Origin of the sequence: Kitasatospora sp. NPDC001540, from assembly GCF_042894345.1 — a bacterium.
GTDB lineage: Bacteria > Actinomycetota > Actinomycetes > Streptomycetales > Streptomycetaceae > Kitasatospora > Kitasatospora phosalacinea_C.
Map to the genome: position 1 here is coordinate 253879 of NZ_JBIAVO010000002.1, position 16505 is coordinate 270383.

Annotated in this window: 11 protein-coding genes; 8 read left to right on the forward strand and 3 right to left on the reverse strand. The window is 74.2% G+C overall.

Annotated features, from left to right (window positions below):
• The first annotated feature begins 34 nt into the window (after window positions 1-34).
• The 8 genes from ACFY00_RS04100 (at window position 35) to ACFY00_RS04135 (ending at window position 11865) form a co-directional block, all read left to right on the forward strand.
• Window positions 35-1708: a Tat pathway signal sequence domain protein gene (locus ACFY00_RS04100; RefSeq protein ID WP_388026931.1), complete on the forward strand. Its 1674-nt coding sequence runs from the start codon at window positions 35-37 to the stop codon at window positions 1706-1708.
• Window positions 1705-2652 carry an ABC transporter permease gene (locus ACFY00_RS04105; RefSeq protein WP_388026933.1) on the forward strand — a complete coding sequence of 316 codons (948 nt, stop codon included), beginning with the start codon at window positions 1705-1707 and terminating at the stop codon, window positions 2650-2652. Before ACFY00_RS04100 ends, ACFY00_RS04105 begins: the two co-directional genes overlap by 4 nt.
• The gene (locus ACFY00_RS04110; protein ID WP_388026935.1) at window positions 2649-3632 is read left to right on the forward strand and encodes a carbohydrate ABC transporter permease; all 984 of its coding nucleotides are present in this window, start codon (window positions 2649-2651) and stop codon (window positions 3630-3632) included. Before ACFY00_RS04105 ends, ACFY00_RS04110 begins: the two co-directional genes overlap by 4 nt.
• A gap of 29 nt (window positions 3633-3661) precedes the next feature.
• Entirely contained in the window at window positions 3662-4690 is a 1029-nt protein-coding gene (locus ACFY00_RS04115) for a LacI family DNA-binding transcriptional regulator (protein WP_388026936.1), read from the forward strand.
• 34 nt (window positions 4691-4724) lie between these two features.
• Window positions 4725-6869: an alpha-galactosidase gene (locus ACFY00_RS04120; protein WP_388026940.1), complete on the forward strand. Its 2145-nt coding sequence runs from the start codon at window positions 4725-4727 to the stop codon at window positions 6867-6869.
• Between the two features lie 142 nt (window positions 6870-7011).
• A complete protein-coding gene (locus ACFY00_RS04125; RefSeq protein WP_388026944.1) occupies window positions 7012-8523 on the forward strand; it encodes a glycoside hydrolase family 43 protein in 1512 nt (503 codons plus the stop codon).
• A gap of 46 nt (window positions 8524-8569) precedes the next feature.
• Window positions 8570-10342: a cellulase family glycosylhydrolase gene (locus tag ACFY00_RS04130; RefSeq protein WP_388026952.1), complete on the forward strand. Its 1773-nt coding sequence runs from the start codon at window positions 8570-8572 to the stop codon at window positions 10340-10342.
• 182 nt (window positions 10343-10524) lie between these two features.
• Complete coding sequence (locus tag ACFY00_RS04135; protein ID WP_388026955.1) at window positions 10525-11865, forward strand: hypothetical protein; 1341 nt, start codon at window positions 10525-10527, stop codon at window positions 11863-11865.
• A gap of 22 nt (window positions 11866-11887) precedes the next feature.
• Here ACFY00_RS04135 and ACFY00_RS04140 read toward each other — a convergent pair whose 3' ends face one another.
• The 3 genes from ACFY00_RS04140 to ACFY00_RS04150 form a co-directional block, all read right to left on the reverse strand.
• Window positions 11888-12817 (reverse strand): DMT family transporter, encoded by a 930-nt coding sequence (locus tag ACFY00_RS04140; RefSeq protein ID WP_388026957.1) that lies wholly within the window; start codon window positions 12815-12817, stop codon window positions 11888-11890.
• A gap of 219 nt (window positions 12818-13036) precedes the next feature.
• On the reverse strand, window positions 13037-15745 hold the full coding sequence (locus tag ACFY00_RS04145) for an MXAN_6230/SCO0854 family RING domain-containing protein (protein ID WP_388026960.1): 2709 nt from the start codon (window positions 15743-15745) through the stop codon (window positions 13037-13039).
• A gap of 173 nt (window positions 15746-15918) precedes the next feature.
• Window positions 15919-16488: an SMI1/KNR4 family protein gene (locus tag ACFY00_RS04150; RefSeq protein WP_388026963.1), complete on the reverse strand. Its 570-nt coding sequence runs from the start codon at window positions 16486-16488 to the stop codon at window positions 15919-15921.
• Window positions 16489-16505 lie beyond the last annotated feature (17 nt).

The window sequence follows — 16505 nt, forward strand, 5'->3', positions numbered from 1 at the left end:
TTTGCTGGAGAAGGGCCGCCCCATGAGACAAGGGTTGAACCGCAGAAGCTTCCTCGGCTCGGCCGCCGCCGTCGCGGGTGCCGCCGCCGCGGCACCCCTGCTGACCGCCTGCGGGGGCGGCGGCGGCAAGCACAAGTCCGGCGCCAACACCGCGCAGGGCATGAAGGCCGCCCTGCCCGCGTACGTGCCGAGCACCGCCGTCCCCGCGGACATCCCCAGCGTGTCGGGCGGCAGCAACGGCGCCGCGACCGACCCCGGGTTCCTCAGCTACCCGGCGAGCCCGGTCGCCACCGTCTCGGGCGTCCCCGGCAAGGGCGGCAGCTACACGGCCGTCGTCCCGCTGTGGGGCACCGTCCCGCCGGCCGGCAACTCCTTCTACCAGGCCATGAACAAGGCGCTGGGCGTCTCCTTCGAGATGAAGCCGGCCGACGGCAACAACTACAACACCATCATCCCGACCATGACGGCCGCCAAGAAGCTGCCCGACTGGATCAACCTGCCGGCCTGGTGGAACTCCAACTTCAACACCGGCGGCCTGGCCGACTCCCAGCTCGCCGACCTCACCCCGTACCTGGCCGGCGACAAGATCAAGCAGTACCCGAACCTGGCCGCCATCCCCACCGGTGCCTGGCAGACCGGCGTGTGGGGCGACAAGCTCTACGGCATCCCGTGCTTCTCCACCGCCATGCCGCTCCCGGGTGCGGTCTTCTACCGCCGCGACCTGCTGGAGGCCAGGGGCATCACCGCCGACCAGGTCAAGTCCGCGGACGACATGATGAACCTCGGCAAGGAGTTCACCGACGCCAAGGGCGGCGTGTGGGCCTTCGACGACGTCTGGACCTACCTGTCGATCGCCTGGGGCATCCCCGCCAAGTGGGCCCTCAAGGACGGCAAGCTGGTCCACAAGTACGAGATGCCGGAGTTCCTGGAGGCGCTGGACTGGCACTACAGGCTGGCCACCGCCGGCTACCTGCACCCCGACGCGATCGCCGGCAACAACTCCGACGCCAACACCCGCTTCTACGCGGGCAAGACCCTGATCGGCGGCGGCGGCCTCGGCACCTGGAACCTCGCCGACCACCAGTCCGGCACCGCCGCGAACCCGAACTACCGGCGCGGCGCGTTCGACGTCATGGCCGCCTCCGGCACCGGCACCCCGCAGATCTTCATGGGCTCCTCGGCCAGCATGCTGAGCTACCTCAACGCGAAGCTGAAGCCGGAGCAGATCGAGGAGCTGCTCGCCGTCGCCGACTACCTGGCAGCGCCGTACGGTTCGGCCGAGTACACGATGGTCAACTTCGGCGTCGAGGGGGTCCACCACACCCGGGTCAACGGCGTGCCCACCGCGACCGAGGAGGGCAAGAAGGACGTCCAGGCCACCACCTTCCCGTTCCTGGCCGCCCCGCCCTCGGTGATCTCCAACCCCGGCGGCGACCAGGTCACCAAGGACTACACCGCCTGGCAGGCCGCCAACGTCAAGACCCTGTACAAGCCGCTGTTCTGGAACATGAACCTCAGCATGCCGCAGCAGATGGCCAGCGCCGACAGCGGACAGGCCGTCGAGGACACCGTCAAGGACTGCTACCACGGCAAGAAGAAGGTCTCCGACGTGCAGGCCGCCATCTCCACCTGGAAGTCCAGCGGCGGCGACCGGTTGAAGGGGTGGATGACCGACAACGTCCTGGACAAGTACGGGACCGGGCAGTGAGCGCCGCGCGGTCGGAGCGGGGCGGCACCGGCAGGTCGCTGACCTGGCGGACGAGGCTGCGGCGCGACAGGTCACTGCTGCTGATGACCGTGCCCGCCGTGGTCCTCCTGCTGGTCTTCAACTACGCGCCGCTGTTCGGCCTGGTCACCGCGTTCCAGTACTACGATCCGCTGGACGGCGTGCGCAACAGCGAGTGGGCCGGTCTCGCGCAGTTCCAGCAGCTGTTCAACGACCCGCTGTTCTGGGGGGCGCTGAAGAACACCCTGTGGCTCAGCTTCGTCCAGCTGGTGCTGTTCTTCCCCGTTCCGATCGTGCTGGCCCTGCTGCTCAACACGGTGCTCAGCGAGCGGCTGCGGAACTTCATCCAGTCCGTGGTCTACCTGCCGCACTTCTTCTCCTGGGTGCTGGCGATCACCATCTTCCAGCAGATGCTCGGCGGCGCCGGGGTGCTCAACCACTTCCTGCGCCAGCACGACATGCAGCCCTGGGACATCACGACCAACCCGCACACCTTCGCCCTGCTGATCACCTCCCAGGCGGTGTGGAAGGAGGCGGGCTGGGGGATCATCGTCTTCCTCGCCGCCCTCGCCGCGATCAACACCGACCTGTACGAGGCCGCCGCTGCGGACGGCGCCGGACGCTGGCGACGGATGTGGCACATCACCCTGCCCGGCCTGCGCGGCGTGATCGTGCTGATGCTGGTGCTGCGCCTGGGCAACGCGCTGTCGGTCGGCTTCGAGCAGTTCCTGATCCAACGCGAGGCGGTCGGCCACGAGACCGCCGACGTGCTGGACACCTTCTCCTTCTACTACGGCATCGCCAACGGCAACTACAGCTTCGGCGCGGCGGCCGGCCTCTTCAAGAGCGTCATCTCGCTGCTGCTGATCTGGGGCGCCAACAAGCTGGCGCACGTCTTCGGCGAGGACGGGTTGTACCGGAAATGACGAACGCTCACCCCACCCTCCGCACCGGCGCCGCCCCCGCCGCCGCCCGGCCGCTCCGCACCGGCCGCCGCTCCCGGGCCCGGGCCGGGCGGGCCCCCTGGGAGGAACCGCCCACGGTCGTCGGCCAGACCGCCAAGGGCATCACCCTGACCGGCGTCCTGGCGGTGGTCGTCGTCCCGCTGTGGATCATCACGCTGACCAGCTTCTCCACCCCCGGCGCCGTCAACCGGGCCGGCGGACTGGTGATCTGGCCCGACGGCCTCAGCACCGAGGCGTACCGGCAGATGCTCGGCGACGGCACGGTGCGCACCGCGCTGATGGTGAGCCTGGGCATCACGGTCGTCGGCACGCTGGTGTCGATGGTGGTCTCGGTGCTCTGCGCGTACGGGCTCTCCCGCTCGCGCTCGCTCGGGCACCGCACGATCCTCGGCCTGCTGATCGTCACGATGTTCGTCAGCGGCGGCCTGATCCCCAGCTTCCTGGTGGTCACCGGCCTCGGCGGCTACGGCCAGTGGTGGTCGCTGATCCTGCCCAGCGCCGTGTCGGTGTTCAACATCCTGGTGCTGCGCTCGTTCTACTCCACCACCTCCGGCGACCTGATCGACGCCGCCCGGATCGACGGCGCGGGCGACTGGCGGATCCTGTGGTCCGTCGTGCTGCCCACCTCGCGCGCCGTCACCGCGGTGATCGCCCTGTTCTACGCGGTCGGCTACTGGAACTCGTTCTTCAACGTGATGCTCTACCTGCCCACCGACGCCCAGAAGTGGCCGCTGCAGTATGTTCTGCTCACGTACGTCAACCGCGGCAACGGCCTGCCCGGCTCGGTGAACTCCGGCTTCGGCAGCAGCCACGCGCAGACCGCGCCGCTCTCCCTGCAGATGGCCGTCGTGGTCCTCACCCTGGTGCCGCTGCTGCTGGTCTACCCGTTCATGCAGAAGCACTTCCGCGCCGGTGTGCTCACCGGCGCGATCAAGGGCTGAGCCGAAACACACCGAAGGAAGTGCACGCGATGGTGACCCTCGTCGATGTGGCCAGGTACGCGGGCGTGTCCGCCAGTACCGTGAGCTACGCGCTGAGCGGCAAGCGGTCGATCTCGCAGAAGACCCGCGACCGGATCGAGCAGGCCATCGCCGCGCTCGACTACCACCCCAACGCGGGGGCGCGGGCCCTGGCCGGGAAGCGGTCGCACATCATCGCCCTGATGGTGCCGCTGCACACCGAGGTCCACGTGCCGACCATGATGGAGATCGCGATCGCGGTCACCGTGGCGGCCCGCGAGCACGGCTACGACGTCCTGCTGCTCACCAACGACGAGGGCCCGGACGGCGTGCAGCGGGTCGCCGCCAGCGGCCTGGCCGACGGCGTCATCCTGATGGACGTCCGGCTGGACGACGAGCGCGTCCCCGTGCTGCACGCACGGGGCGTGCCCGCCGCCCTGATCGGCCTGCCCGCCGATCCGGCCGGACTCTCCTGCGTGGACCACGACTTCACCACCGCGGGCGCCCTGTGCGCCGACCACCTCGCCGACCTCGGCCACCGGGACGTGGCCTTCATCGGCTACGGCAGCGCCGTCTACCAGCGGCACGCCGGGTACGCCGAACGCACCCTGACCGGCTTCCGGGAGCGCGCCGCGGCCCGCGACCTGCGGTTCCTGCACCGCTCCTGCGAGGGCAGCTACGAATCCACGGCCGGCACCCTGGCCCGGATCCTCGCCGACCGGCCCGACACCACCGCCTTCGTGGTGCAGAACGAGGGCGCGATCGGGCCGCTGCTCTCCCTGCTGCGGGCCAGCGGGCGGACCGTCCCCGAGGACGCCTCGGTGATCGCGATCTGCCCCGACGTGCTGGCCGAACAGCACTCCCCCCGGCTCACCTCCGTCTCCAGCCCGAAGAAGGAGCTCGGCCAACTCGCCGTCGACCAGGTGATGGCCCGGATCGAGGCCCTCGCCGCGGGCCGCGAACCGAAGGACGAACTGCTGCTGATGGCCCCGGAACTGGTGGTCCGCGAGAGCACCGCCCCGGCCCCGCGCCGCGCCTGACCCGCCGCGTCCCTCTCCCCCCAAGGAGGGCACCATGACCGATCCGCACGAGACGATCCGCTGGGGCCACGACGCCCTGGAGCTGGAGATCGCCCCGGACGACCGGGGGACCGCCCGCCTGGTCCGCCTCGGCGCACCGGGAGAGGAGCGCACCGCCCCGCGCCCCGGCGCGCCGCTGCCCCTGGTGGAGGTGACGACCGCCGGCCTCGGCCGCCACTGGTCGGGCCGGCACCTCGTCGACACCGTCCTCGGCGGGCGCCTGCGCCACCGCGCGCACCACGCCGCCCGGGACGGCGACCGGCACCTGCTCACCGTCGAACTCCACGAACCGGGGACCGGTCTGACCGCCGTGGTGCGCCACCACTCGTTCGACGGCCTCCCGGTGCTGCGCAGCGAGGTCCTGCTGCGCAACGAGGGGCCGCGGACGCTGCACCTGGAGTCGGTCGGCTCGCTCGTGGCGGGCTGCCTGACCGGCGGCGGCCCGGCGGCCCTGGACGACGCCGAACTGCTCTGGGCGGAGAACGAGTGGTTCGCCGAGTGCCGCTGGCAGCGCCGGCCGTTGCGGGCGTCCTCGCCGGAGCGCGGCGGTCGTTACCGCACCACCTCCGGCCGCAGCGCCCGCGTGGTGGCCGGGCAGGGCGTGTGGTCCAGCTGCGGACGGCTGCCGATGGGCGGGCTGACGGACCGCCGCACCGGACGGACCTGGCTCTGGCAGATCGAGCACAACGGCGGCGGCTGGCGCTGGGAGTGCGGGGTGCGCGACGACACCGCGTACGCGGCCCTGTACGGACCGAACGACGCCGACCACGGCTGGCGCCACCCGCTGGAGCCCGGCGCCGAGTTCCGCACCGTCCCGGTGGCCCTCGCGCTCGCCCCGGACGGAGGCCCGGACGGCGCCTTCGCCGCCCTGACCCGCTACCGCCGCGCCACCCGCCGACCGCACCCGGACCACCACCGGCTGCCGGTGGTCTTCAACGACTACATGAACTGCCTGATGGGCGACCCCACCACGGAGAAGCTGCTGCCGCTGGTGGACGCCGCCGCCGAGGCCGGGGCGGAGTACTTCGTCATCGACGCGGGCTGGTACGCCGACCGGGGCGAGAACTGGTGGGCGAGCGTCGGGGCGTGGGAGCCCTCGGCCTCCCGCTTCCCCGGGCCGCGCGGCATCCACGAGGTGCTGGACCGGATCCGCGCCCGCGGCATGGTGCCCGGCCTGTGGCTGGAACCGGAGGCGGTCGGGGTGTCCAGCCCGCTGGCGCAGTCGCTGCCCGCGGAGGCGTTCTTCCGCCGCGACGGCCAGCGGGTCGAGGAGGGCGGCGGCCGCCACCACCTGGACCTGCGCCACCCCGCCGCCCGGGCGCACCTGGACGCCGTGGTGGACCGCCTGGTCGGCGAGTGGGGCGTCGGCTACCTCAAGCTCGACCACAACACCGACCCCGGCTCGGGCACCAGCGCCCACCCCGGCGAGGCCCCGGCGGCCGGACTGCTCGGCCACAACCGGGCCCAACTCGACTGGCTGGACGGGCTGCTGGACCGCCACCCGGAACTGGTGCTGGAGAACTGCGCCTCCGGCGGCATGCGGATGGACCACGCGCTGCTGTCCCGGATGCAGCTGCAGTCCACCAGCGACCAGCAGGACCTGCTGCGCTACGCCCCCATCGCGGCCGCCGCCCCCACCGCCGTCACCCCCGAACAGGGCGCCGTCTGGGCGTACCCGCAGCCCGGGGACTCGCTCGACGAGGTGGCGTTCACCATGGCCAGCGCGCTGCTGGGCCGCGTCCACCTCTCCGGCCGCCTCACCGAACTCTCGCCGCGGGCACGGGAGTCGGTGCACGAGGCGATCGCCGTCCACAAGTCGCTCCGGGCCGAACTCCCGCACGCCGTCCCGTCCTGGCCGCTCGGCCTCCCGGGGTGGGAGGACCCGTGGACCGCCCTGGCGCTGCGCACCCCGACCGCCACCCACCTCACCGTCTGGCGCCGCCCCGGCGGGGAGGCGGACACCGTCCTGCCGCTGCCGCACCTGGCCGGTGCCGACGTCCGGGTCGAGGTGCGCTACCCGGCGGCCGCCGAGGCCGTCACCGCCTGGCGCCCCGAGGCCGGCGAACTCGCCCTGACCCTGCCGACGGCCCCGGCCGCCGTCCTGCTGCGCCTCACCGGGGCACCGTCCGCGCGGAGTTGACGCCCCGGCGCGGGCCGCCCCCGGTCCGTCGGTGGGCCGCGGTGCGGGCCGACCCGGTCTATGTCATGCACTGATCACACTGCTCCGGCCCGCGCGGGACACCGCTCCCTCGCGCGCCGGACCCCCGAAAGGAACCGACCGCGTGTCAGCCCAGCCCCGGCCGACCGGCACCGTCCCCAACCCGGTGATCCCCGGCTTCCACCCCGATCCCAGCGTCTGCCGCGTCGGAGAGGACTACTACCTCGTCTGCTCCAGCTTCGAGTACTTCCCCGGCATCCCGGTCCTCCACAGCCGCGACCTGGTCCACTGGCGGCAGATCGGCAACGCCCTGGACCGCCCGAGCCAGCTGCGCCTCCCGCTCGACCAGCCCTCCTCCGGCGGCGTCTTCGCGCCCACGCTGCGCCACCACGACGGCCGGTTCCACCTGATCGTCACCAACGTCAGCGACCGCGGCACCGTACTCCTCACCGCCACCGACCCGGCCGGCCCGTGGTCCGACCCGCTCCACCTGCCCGGCGTCCCCGGCATCGACCCCGACCTCGCCTGGGACGAGGACGGCACCTGCTGGGTCACCGTGAACGGGATCGCGCAGGTCCGGATCGACCCGGCGACCGGCGAGACCCTCGGTGAACCGCAGCGGCTCTGGTCCGGCACCCCCGGCGCCCTCGCCCCCGAGGCCCCGCACCTGTACCGGATCGGCCGGTGGTGGTACCTGATGATCGCCGAGGGCGGCACCGAGCGCGGCCACGGCGTCTCGATCGCCCGCGGCCGCACCCCGTCCGGGCCGTTCGAGCCCTGCCCGCACAACCCGGTCCTGACCCACCGCAGCACCGCCCGCCCCGTCCAGAACACCGGCCACGCCGACCTCGTCCAGGCGCCCGACGGCTCCTGGTGGATGGTGCTGCTCGCCGTGCGGCCGCGCGGCGGCACCCCCGGCTGGCACGTGCTCGGCCGGGAGACCTTCCTCGCCCCGGTCGAGTGGGTGGACGGCTGGCCGGTGGTCGGTGAGGTCCCCCTCGAACTGCCCACCCCCTCCTGGCCGTTGCACCCCGTGCCGGAGGTGCCGACCCGGGACGACTTCGACGGGGCCGCACTGGACCCGCAGTGGATCTCGGTGCGCCGACGCCCGGCCGAACTCGTCACCACCGGCGAGCGCCCCGGCTGGCTGACCCTGCGCGCCGCCGGCGCCTCCCTCGACGCGCCCGACGTGGTCTTCGTCGGCCGCCGCCAGCAGCACCACGCCTGCCGGGCCCGCACCCTGGTCGACCCCGCCGGGGGCCGCGGCGGCCTGGCCGTCCGGCTGGACGAGGAGCACCACTACGAGATCGAGGCGGGCGGCGGCGAGGTGAAGGTCCTCGCCCGGGTCGGCCCGCTGCGCAGCGAGGTCGCCTCCCGGCCGGTGCCCGCCGGGGCGGTGGTGCTCGGCGTGGAGATCGTCCCGGAGCCCCCGCGCGGCTCGCGGACCGGCCCGGACACCCTCTCCTTCGGCATCGAGGAGCCGGACGGCAGCTTCACCGTGCTCGCCGCGCTCGGCGGCCGCTACCTGTCCACCGAGGTCGCCGGCGGCTTCACCGGCCGGGTCGTCGGCATGTACGCCGCGGCCGGGACGGTCCACTTCGACCGCTTCGACTACGAAGCCACCCCGCTTCCCTGACCACCCGTCAGGGGCAACCGTCAACTCCGCACGAAAGGGACGACCCGTGAACGACGCACAGCAGACCGCACCCCCGCGCAACCGCCGCCCCCGGTGGACGACCGGCCTGGTGGCGGCCCTGGTCACCGCGGGCAGCCTCGTCGGCGGCACCGCCGTCGCCGCCCCGGCCGCACCCGACGCCGCGGCCGCACCGGACGCCGCGGCCAAGGACAGGCACCGGCCGGTGCGGGTGCCCGGCGACCCGATGGCCGCGGTCGCCGCGATGCAGCCCAGCTGGAACCTCGGCAACACGCTGGACGCCCTCCCCGACGAGACCTCCTGGGGCAACCCGCTCACCACCAAGGCGACCTTCGACGGCCTCAAGGCGCAGGGCTTCCGCAGCGTCCGCATCCCCGTCTCCTGGTACCCGCACCAGTCCGCCACCGCCCCCTACACCATCGACCCGGCGTGGATGGCGCGGGTCAAGCAGGTCGTCGACTGGGCCCTGCAGGACGGCCTCTACGTGGAGATCAACGTCCACCACGACTCCTGGCAGTGGATCGCGAACATGCCCGCCGACCACGACGACGTGCTGGCCCGGTTCAACGCCACCTGGCAGCAGATCGCCACCACCTTCAAGGACGAGCCGCGCACGCTGCTGATGGAGAGCATCAACGAGCCGCAGTTCTCCAACGCGACCGACGCCCAGAAGACCCAGTACCTGCGGGAGCTCAACACCTCCTTCCACCGCATCGTCCGGGGCAGCGGCGGGCAGAACAGGGACCGCCTGCTCGTGCTGCCCTCGGAGGAGACCAACAACGCCCAGCACTGGCTCGACGACCTGGCGACCACGATGGGCTCGCTGCGCGACCGCAACCTGGTCGCCACCGTGCACTACTACAGCTGGTACCCGTTCAGCGTGAACATCGCCAACGGCCCGACCTACGACGCCACGGCCCAGGCCGACCTGCACGACGGCTTCGCCCGGGTGCACGACACCTTCGTCGCCAAGGGCATCCCGGTCTACGTCGGCGAGGTCGGCCTGCTCACCTCGCCCTACTCCGGCGTGGTCGAGCGCGGCGAGATGCTCAAGTACTTCGAGCACGTCAGCTACGAGGCGCGGGCCAACGGCTTCACCACCGCCCTCTGGGACGCCTACAACGACTTCCTGAACCGCTCCACCATGCAGTGGATGGTCCCCGAGATGAAGGCGCTGATCCAGGCCTCCTGGCGGACCCGCTCGGGCACCGCCTCCAGCGACAACGTCTTCGTGCCGGCCTCCGGCGCCGTCCCGGCGCAGACCCTCACCCTGAACCCCAACGGGCTCTCCTTCACGGGGGTGTGGCAGGGCGACACCCCGCTGGTCCCGTCCCGGGACTACACCCTCAGCGGCAACCAGCTCACCCTGACCGCGGCCGCCCTCACCCGGCTGGCCGGTGACCGCGCCACCGGGGTCAACGCCACCCTCGAGGTCCGCTACTCCGACGGCGTCCCGTGGAAGCTCTTCGTGCGCTCCTACGAGCGGCCGGTGCTCTCCGACGCCACCGGCACCACCGACGGCCTGACCGTCCCGACCCGGTTCAACGGCTCCCTGGTGGCCGACGTCGAGTCCACCTACGCCGACGGGAGCGCCGCCGGTCCGGCCTCCTGGACCACCTACCAGTCCTTCGACAACTACCGCGCCGACTACGGCGCCGACACCACCACCGTCAAGTCCGACTTCCTCAAGTCGCTCAAGGACGACGCCCCGGTGACGCTCACCTTCCACTTCTGGACCGGCGCGACCGTCACCTACCACCTCACCAAGTCCGGCAACACGGTCACCGGCACCGCCTCCTGACCCCGGGCCGGGAGGCCCCGGCGGGGTCGGGGTCTCCCGGTGGGGGAGGGGTGCGGCCAGGGCTGCGGTGGCCGTCACCCCGGAGGGGCGGGCGTGGTGCGGGGAGGGGGCGGCGGGTGGCTAGAGTGGCGGCCTGCCGCGGGGCCGCGCCCGGCCTCCCGCGCACCGTCAGGGGGGAAGAGATGACAGCGAGTTGCGGGCACGACGCACCGGCGTACGGCCCGCCGATGTGCGAGCACATCCGGGCGGCGGCCGGGCCGATCGACTACGTCACCCGCTACACCGGCGTGGGCACCGCCACCGACCGGGTGTGTCACGGCTGCCGGGACGCGGTGGCGGGCGGGCGGGCCGTCGAGACGGCCCGGGCCTGCGAGGAGTGCTTCGCCGCGGGCATGCGCACCCTGACGGGCGCGGTGGGGAGCCCGGAGGTCCGGGAGCGCCCCACGGCCGTCGACCCGACGCTGCGGGCCACGGCGGTCCCGGCCGAGTGGGGGGCCGTCGCGGACCTCGCCGCGGTCGACGGCGGGACGGCCGGGTGGCTGGTCCTGTGCGAGGACGGCCGGATCGTGCGCTGGGAGCCGGACTCCGGCGACTGGGCCGTCCTCGCCCGCACGGAGGTGCGGGTTCCGCCGGACGCCGAACCGTGGTCCGACCACTGGCCGGCGCGCCGCCTGCACGCCTCGTCCGACGGCCGGTTCGCCGCGGTCGTCGTGGACCACGGCCGGTACGGCGAGGTCCTCGACCTGTCGACGGGGACGAGGACCATGACGCTCGACGGCGGCGACTACTGCGCCGAGACCGTCCCGTTCTCGCTGGCCTTCGCGCAGCACCGCGACCGGACCGTCCTGGTGCACCGGACCGAGTGGAACAGGCTCGACGTCTCCGACCCCGGGACGGGCGAACCGCTCACCTCCCGCGCGTTCGCCCCCGTCGACTCCGACCGGCTACGGCCGCCGCACGACCTGGACTACTTCCACGGCGGCCTGCTGGTCAGTCCGGACGGTCGGCGCGTCGTGGACGACGGCTGGGTCTGGTCGCCCGTCGGGGTGGTCACCGCCTGGAGCCTGGCCGGTTGGCTGGACGAGAACCCGTTCGAGTCCGAGGACGGCGCGACCAAGTCGCACCTGGCCTCCTGCGACTACCACTGGAACCGGCCGCTGGCCTGGCTCGACGACCACCGGGTGGCCGTCGGCGGCCTGGGCGAGCACGACTACGAGATCGTGCCGGGAGCACGGGTCTTCGACGTCCGGCGGACCGACGGCGCGTGGGCGGCCGAGACCGCCGCGTTCGGTGGACCCGAGGGCCGGTTCTTCAGCGCCGACGGCCTGCTGTTCTCGGCCTCCCCGCAGGGCCTGGAGGTCTGGGACCCCGCGGACGGCGCCCGCCTCGCCGTGCTCCCGGGCTTCCGTCCGACGCACCACCACCGCACGGGGCGGGAGTTCGCCCGGATCGACGGCGGTGACGGTGGCGGCGCGCGGCTGCTGCGCTGGCGGATCGACCCGGGCCTGGTGGTCCGGCGCTGAAGCGGCCGCGCGCCGTCGGCGCTCAGCCCGCGCGCAGTTCGGAGCGGGCCAGGGCCGTCACCGAGAGCAGCAGGACCGCGGTGCCCAGCAGGGCCGCCGGGGTCAGCGGCTCGTCCAGCACCGCGGCCGCGAACGCGGTGGCGCTGAGCGGCTCGATCAGCGCCACCACGGAGGCCGTCGCCGCCCGGACCACGGCCGCGCCCGCGAAGTACAGCGCGTAGGCGAGCGCGGTCGGGACGGTCGCCAGGTAGCCGAGCAGCAGCAGCGTCGCGGGCAGCGAGCCGGTGGACGGCAGCGGGCCCTCGGCCAGCGCGAACGGGAACAGGCAGACCGCGCAGACCCCGAACGACCACAGGGTGGTGGTCGCCGGGTCGTCGGCGTTGCCGGTGCGCGAGGCCCGGTGGCGGGTGGCCACGGTGATCGCCGCGTAGCCCGCCGCCGAGGCCAACGCCCAGGCCAGGCCCACCGGTTCGACCCCGCCGCCGGAGCCCGCAGCGGCGCCGCCGAGCACCAGCACGCCCAGGCCGAGCACCGCCCCGGCCACCGCGGCCAGCCCGGCCCGGCCCAGCCGCTCACCCATCAGCAGCCGCCCGCCGAGCGCCACCAGCACCGGCGCCGACCCGAGCGTCACCACGGTGGCGACCGCCAGCCCGGTGTGCCGGACCGCCAGGAAGTACGCGGTCTGGAACAGCGTCAGCCCCAGGCCGTTGAGCAGGATCCGCGGCACGGACGGGCGCGCGGGGCGCACCGCCCGGCCGGTGAACGGGCGCAGGGCCAGCAGCACCGCCGCGCCGCCGGCCGAACGCCAGAAGGTCAGCGCGAGCGGGCCCAGGCCGCTGCGCTGGAACAGCAGCGCGGCCGCCGCCCCGGCGGTGCCCCAGGCGGTGGCGGCGAGGGCGACGTACAGCAGGCCCCGCCGCGCGGGCAGGGTGGAGGAATGCAACGAGAACACGGATGGACTCCCGGAGGGCCGTGACGGTCGGTGGGCCACGGAAGCGGGCAGCACCGACCGGCCCGGGGCGGCGTCCGGAGACGGACGGCCCGGGCGGGCTCAGGAAGTGGCCGGCCGCCCGCTCAGCGAGCGGGAGGCGGCAGGACGCCGTGATGCACGCCCGCCACTGTACGGGACCGGGGGGTGCGTACGGTGCTCGCGGGGTTCACCGGTCCGTGGTCATCGCGGCGTCGGGGCGAGGGTGGCGACCAGGTCGGCGGCGGTGAGGCGGCGCAGGGCGTCCGGTGCGGCGTCCAGCGGGCCCGGGTGCAGGCGGTACAGCTCGCCGTGGACGCCCGGGGGAACCGGCAGGTCGGCGTCCAGCAGGGCGAGGAACGCCCGTCGCCCGGACAGGAGTTCGGGCAGCGGCTCGGTGGCCGGCGGGCCGTCCGGGGCGTGCCGCAGGCGCAGCCGCTCGGCGAACTCGCCGAGCGGCTCGGCCGGTTGACGCCGCCAGCGCAGGACGGCGCCGTCCAGGCCGCGGACCAGCACCTCGCCGGTGGCGTGCGCGGCCCGGGCGCAGGCCACGTCCCACAGGGTGGCGCGCCGGTCCGGGGCGAAGTGGTCGAGCACGTCGCCGCACAGGGCGGCGATCGTGTCGCGGTGCCGGGCGACGCTGTGGAAGCCGCTGGGGACCGCGGTGTTGAGGTCGGTCCAGGTGAAGCGGCGCTCCGCCAGGTCGACGATCAGCGGGACGGACACCTTGGCGTTCCCGGTCAGATCCATCCGCTGGCGCACGGCCCGGGCCGACAGCGGACCGCCCCCGCCGCCGCCCCCGCCCCCGTCCCCGTCGACCGCGGCGAAGCCGGTGAACGCCTCCGGCAGCCGGTCGAAGGGGACGTCGTTGTAGCTGAACACGACCATCACCGCGTAGCGGAGTCCGGTGGCCCGCAGCGCGGCGAAGTCCAGGTCGACGAACTCGCTGGCGCCCAGCGGAGGCGGCGCCGAGGTGTAGTCGCCCGAGTGCACGGCCGCGCGCCGCCCGAAGACCAACTGCGTGTAGTCGCATGTCCCGCGGTGGCGCCAGCCGTCGTCGTACAGGGCCACCGACAGGTCCAGGTCGACGCGCTGGTGCTGCGGCTGCATCCAGTGCAGGAACAGCCGCAGCCGCTCGCCCGGCGGCAGCGGCAGCCTGCTGCCGCGCGGCACCGACACCAGCGCGCGGGCCGCCGAACGCTCCGCGAACGGCACCGACATGCCCGTCAACGCCTCGTCCAGCAGCGCGACTTCGGGCCGCACCGGCAGCGTCGCGGCGGACCGCCGAAGCAGCTCCGCCTCGATCGCGGCGACCACCGGAGCGCTCGACCGGGCCGGGACGACGGTGCCGTGGTCCTCCCGCCCGTACGCCGACGAGACCAGCCCGCGCGGGAAGTAGAGCCGCCGCTCGCCCCGGCTGCGCGGCCCGCGCAGCCGGCCGTACGCGCCCAGCAGCGGGCCCGGTCCGACCGCGGGCAGCGCCCGGGCCAGCGCCGCCGACAGCTCGGCGGGCGGCGGCGTGCCGGGCTCCATGATCTCGTGCACCCGCAGCAGGTGGTGCAGGCGGCGCACCAACTCGCCCGGCCTGCGCGCGAGTTCGGTCAGCGCGCCGGAGGTGTCGCCGACCGCGAGCAGGGTCTCCACCCGGGAGGCGAAACCGGTGTGCGCCAAGCGGCGGCGGCCGTCGACCCGCTCCACCCGCAGCGGTGCGGGCGGTTCGGCGAACCCGGGGCCGAAGCCGTCCAGGTCGGTGCCGCGCAGCAGCGCGAACGCGGCCGCGGTGGACGGGAACTGCCGCCGGTACTCGAACGGGTGCAGCGACTCGCCGACGCGCAGCCAGGGTTCGCGGTGCCGCCGGAGGTCCTCGGCCAGCGCGGCGGCGGGCAGCGCCTCCAGCGCGCCCAGCAGCCCGCGGCGCAGCGGCCGCGACAGCCCGCGCAGCCGCAGCCGCCGGGCGGTGCCCGGCAGCAGGTCCGGCTGCGCGCCCGCGTACGCCCACAGCAGGCGCAGCACGTCGGTCGCGGTGGTGAGCCGCTCGGCCAGCACAGGCAGCGCCGACTCGCCCTCGCGGCGCAGCAGTTCGGCCAGTGCCACCGCCTTGGTCTCGCGGACCGGGATCTCCGCGGGCAGCCGCGCCGCCAGGTCGGCCGGGGCGTGCGCCAGCAGGGTGGCCAGGTCGTCGCGGTCCTGCGGGCCCAGCGCCGTCCGACGGGTCAGCAGGGCGGTCAACTCGTCCATCGCGGCCGAGAGTTCGTCCTGCTCCAGCAGCCGCAGCGGACGCAGCACCGCCCCCGGTCGCTCCGCCCGGTCCGGCTGCCCCTTGCGCGGCGGGGCCTGCTCGCGCACCGCCTTGCGCTTGCCGCCGTACAGGAACGGCTGCGCGGCCAGCACCACGCCGCAGGACGGGCAGCGCGGCGGGCCGTCCTGCGCCTCCAGGCAGTCCGGGCAGAGCAGGTGCGCGCACGGGGCCAGCAGCCCGATGCCGACCTCCGCGCCCCGGCGGCCGCAGCGCGCGCACGGCTGGTACGGCTGGCTGCGCAGGAATGCCCGCATCCGGCGGCTGTGGTGGAGCTGCGCGACCTCCGGCACCGCGTCCGGGAAGCGGCGGAACAGCGGGGTGTGCTCGCGGTCGGTGCCCAGCAGGTGGTCCAGTCGGCCGAGCAGCGCGCCGCCCAGCGCGGCCAGCCGCAGCGGTGCCAACCGGGCCAGCGCGGACCGCAGTTCGACGGTCGGCAGGTAGCCGCGGGCCGCCAGGTCGGCGTCCAGCGCGGTCAGGCCGCGCAGGCTCCACGGGTCGGCGGCGGGCAGCAGCTCCGCCGGGTCGACCGCGACGGCGGTGCGGCGGCGGAGCAGGAAGGAGCCCAGGTCGCGGTCGACGCGCACGTCGAACTTCACCGGAACGGCTCGGGGCATGCGGAGCGGACCCCCACGGGCGACGGAAGACGAAGACGCGGGCGGAGAGAGGGCGCGCTGGATTCTTTTGCAGAGAAGGGAGAAGGAAGCACGCCGCGGAGCCGCCCGCACCCGCCACCCTAGCCCAACTCGCGACGTGCACCACCGAATTAACCGGCGGTGGGGCCAGGGGCTCAGCCCGCCGCGGGCTCGTCGGTGCCGGTGTCGGTGCCGGTGCCGGTGTCGGATTCGGCGTCGGCGTCGAAGGTGTCGGGGGAGATGAGGCCGCGCCGGAAGGCGGCGAAGTCGGGGGCCAGCGGCAGTTCGGTGCCGAACTCGGCGTCGTACCAGGTGACGGCGGGCTCGCCGGTCGGGCCGCAGCGGCGGTGGTCGAGCGCGATCCAGTGGTGGCCGTCGTCGCTGATCGGCACCAGGCCGGGCGGCGGGCCCCACTCGGCGGCCAGGTAGGGGCCGTCGAGCAGCGAGAACGGCACCTGCGGGTGGCGGCCCGCGCCGTGCAGCAGGTCGAACGGGACGTGGTCGGGCGCCCAGGAGGTCGGCCGGTCGGTGGGGAAGGCGCTGCACCCGTCCGCGACCGGGCCGCCGTCCTGCTCGCGCAGCAGGTCGAGCAGCGCGGCGGGCAGGGCGACGCCGAGCAGCTCCTCGGCGGCCAGGCGGTCGGACTCGGTCAGCGGCGGCGGGGCGGGGTGGTCCGCGTCCCAGAACGGGCGGTTCGCGTCCCGGAGCGGGCGGGGGTGGTCCATGGGGGAGAGGGTAGGGC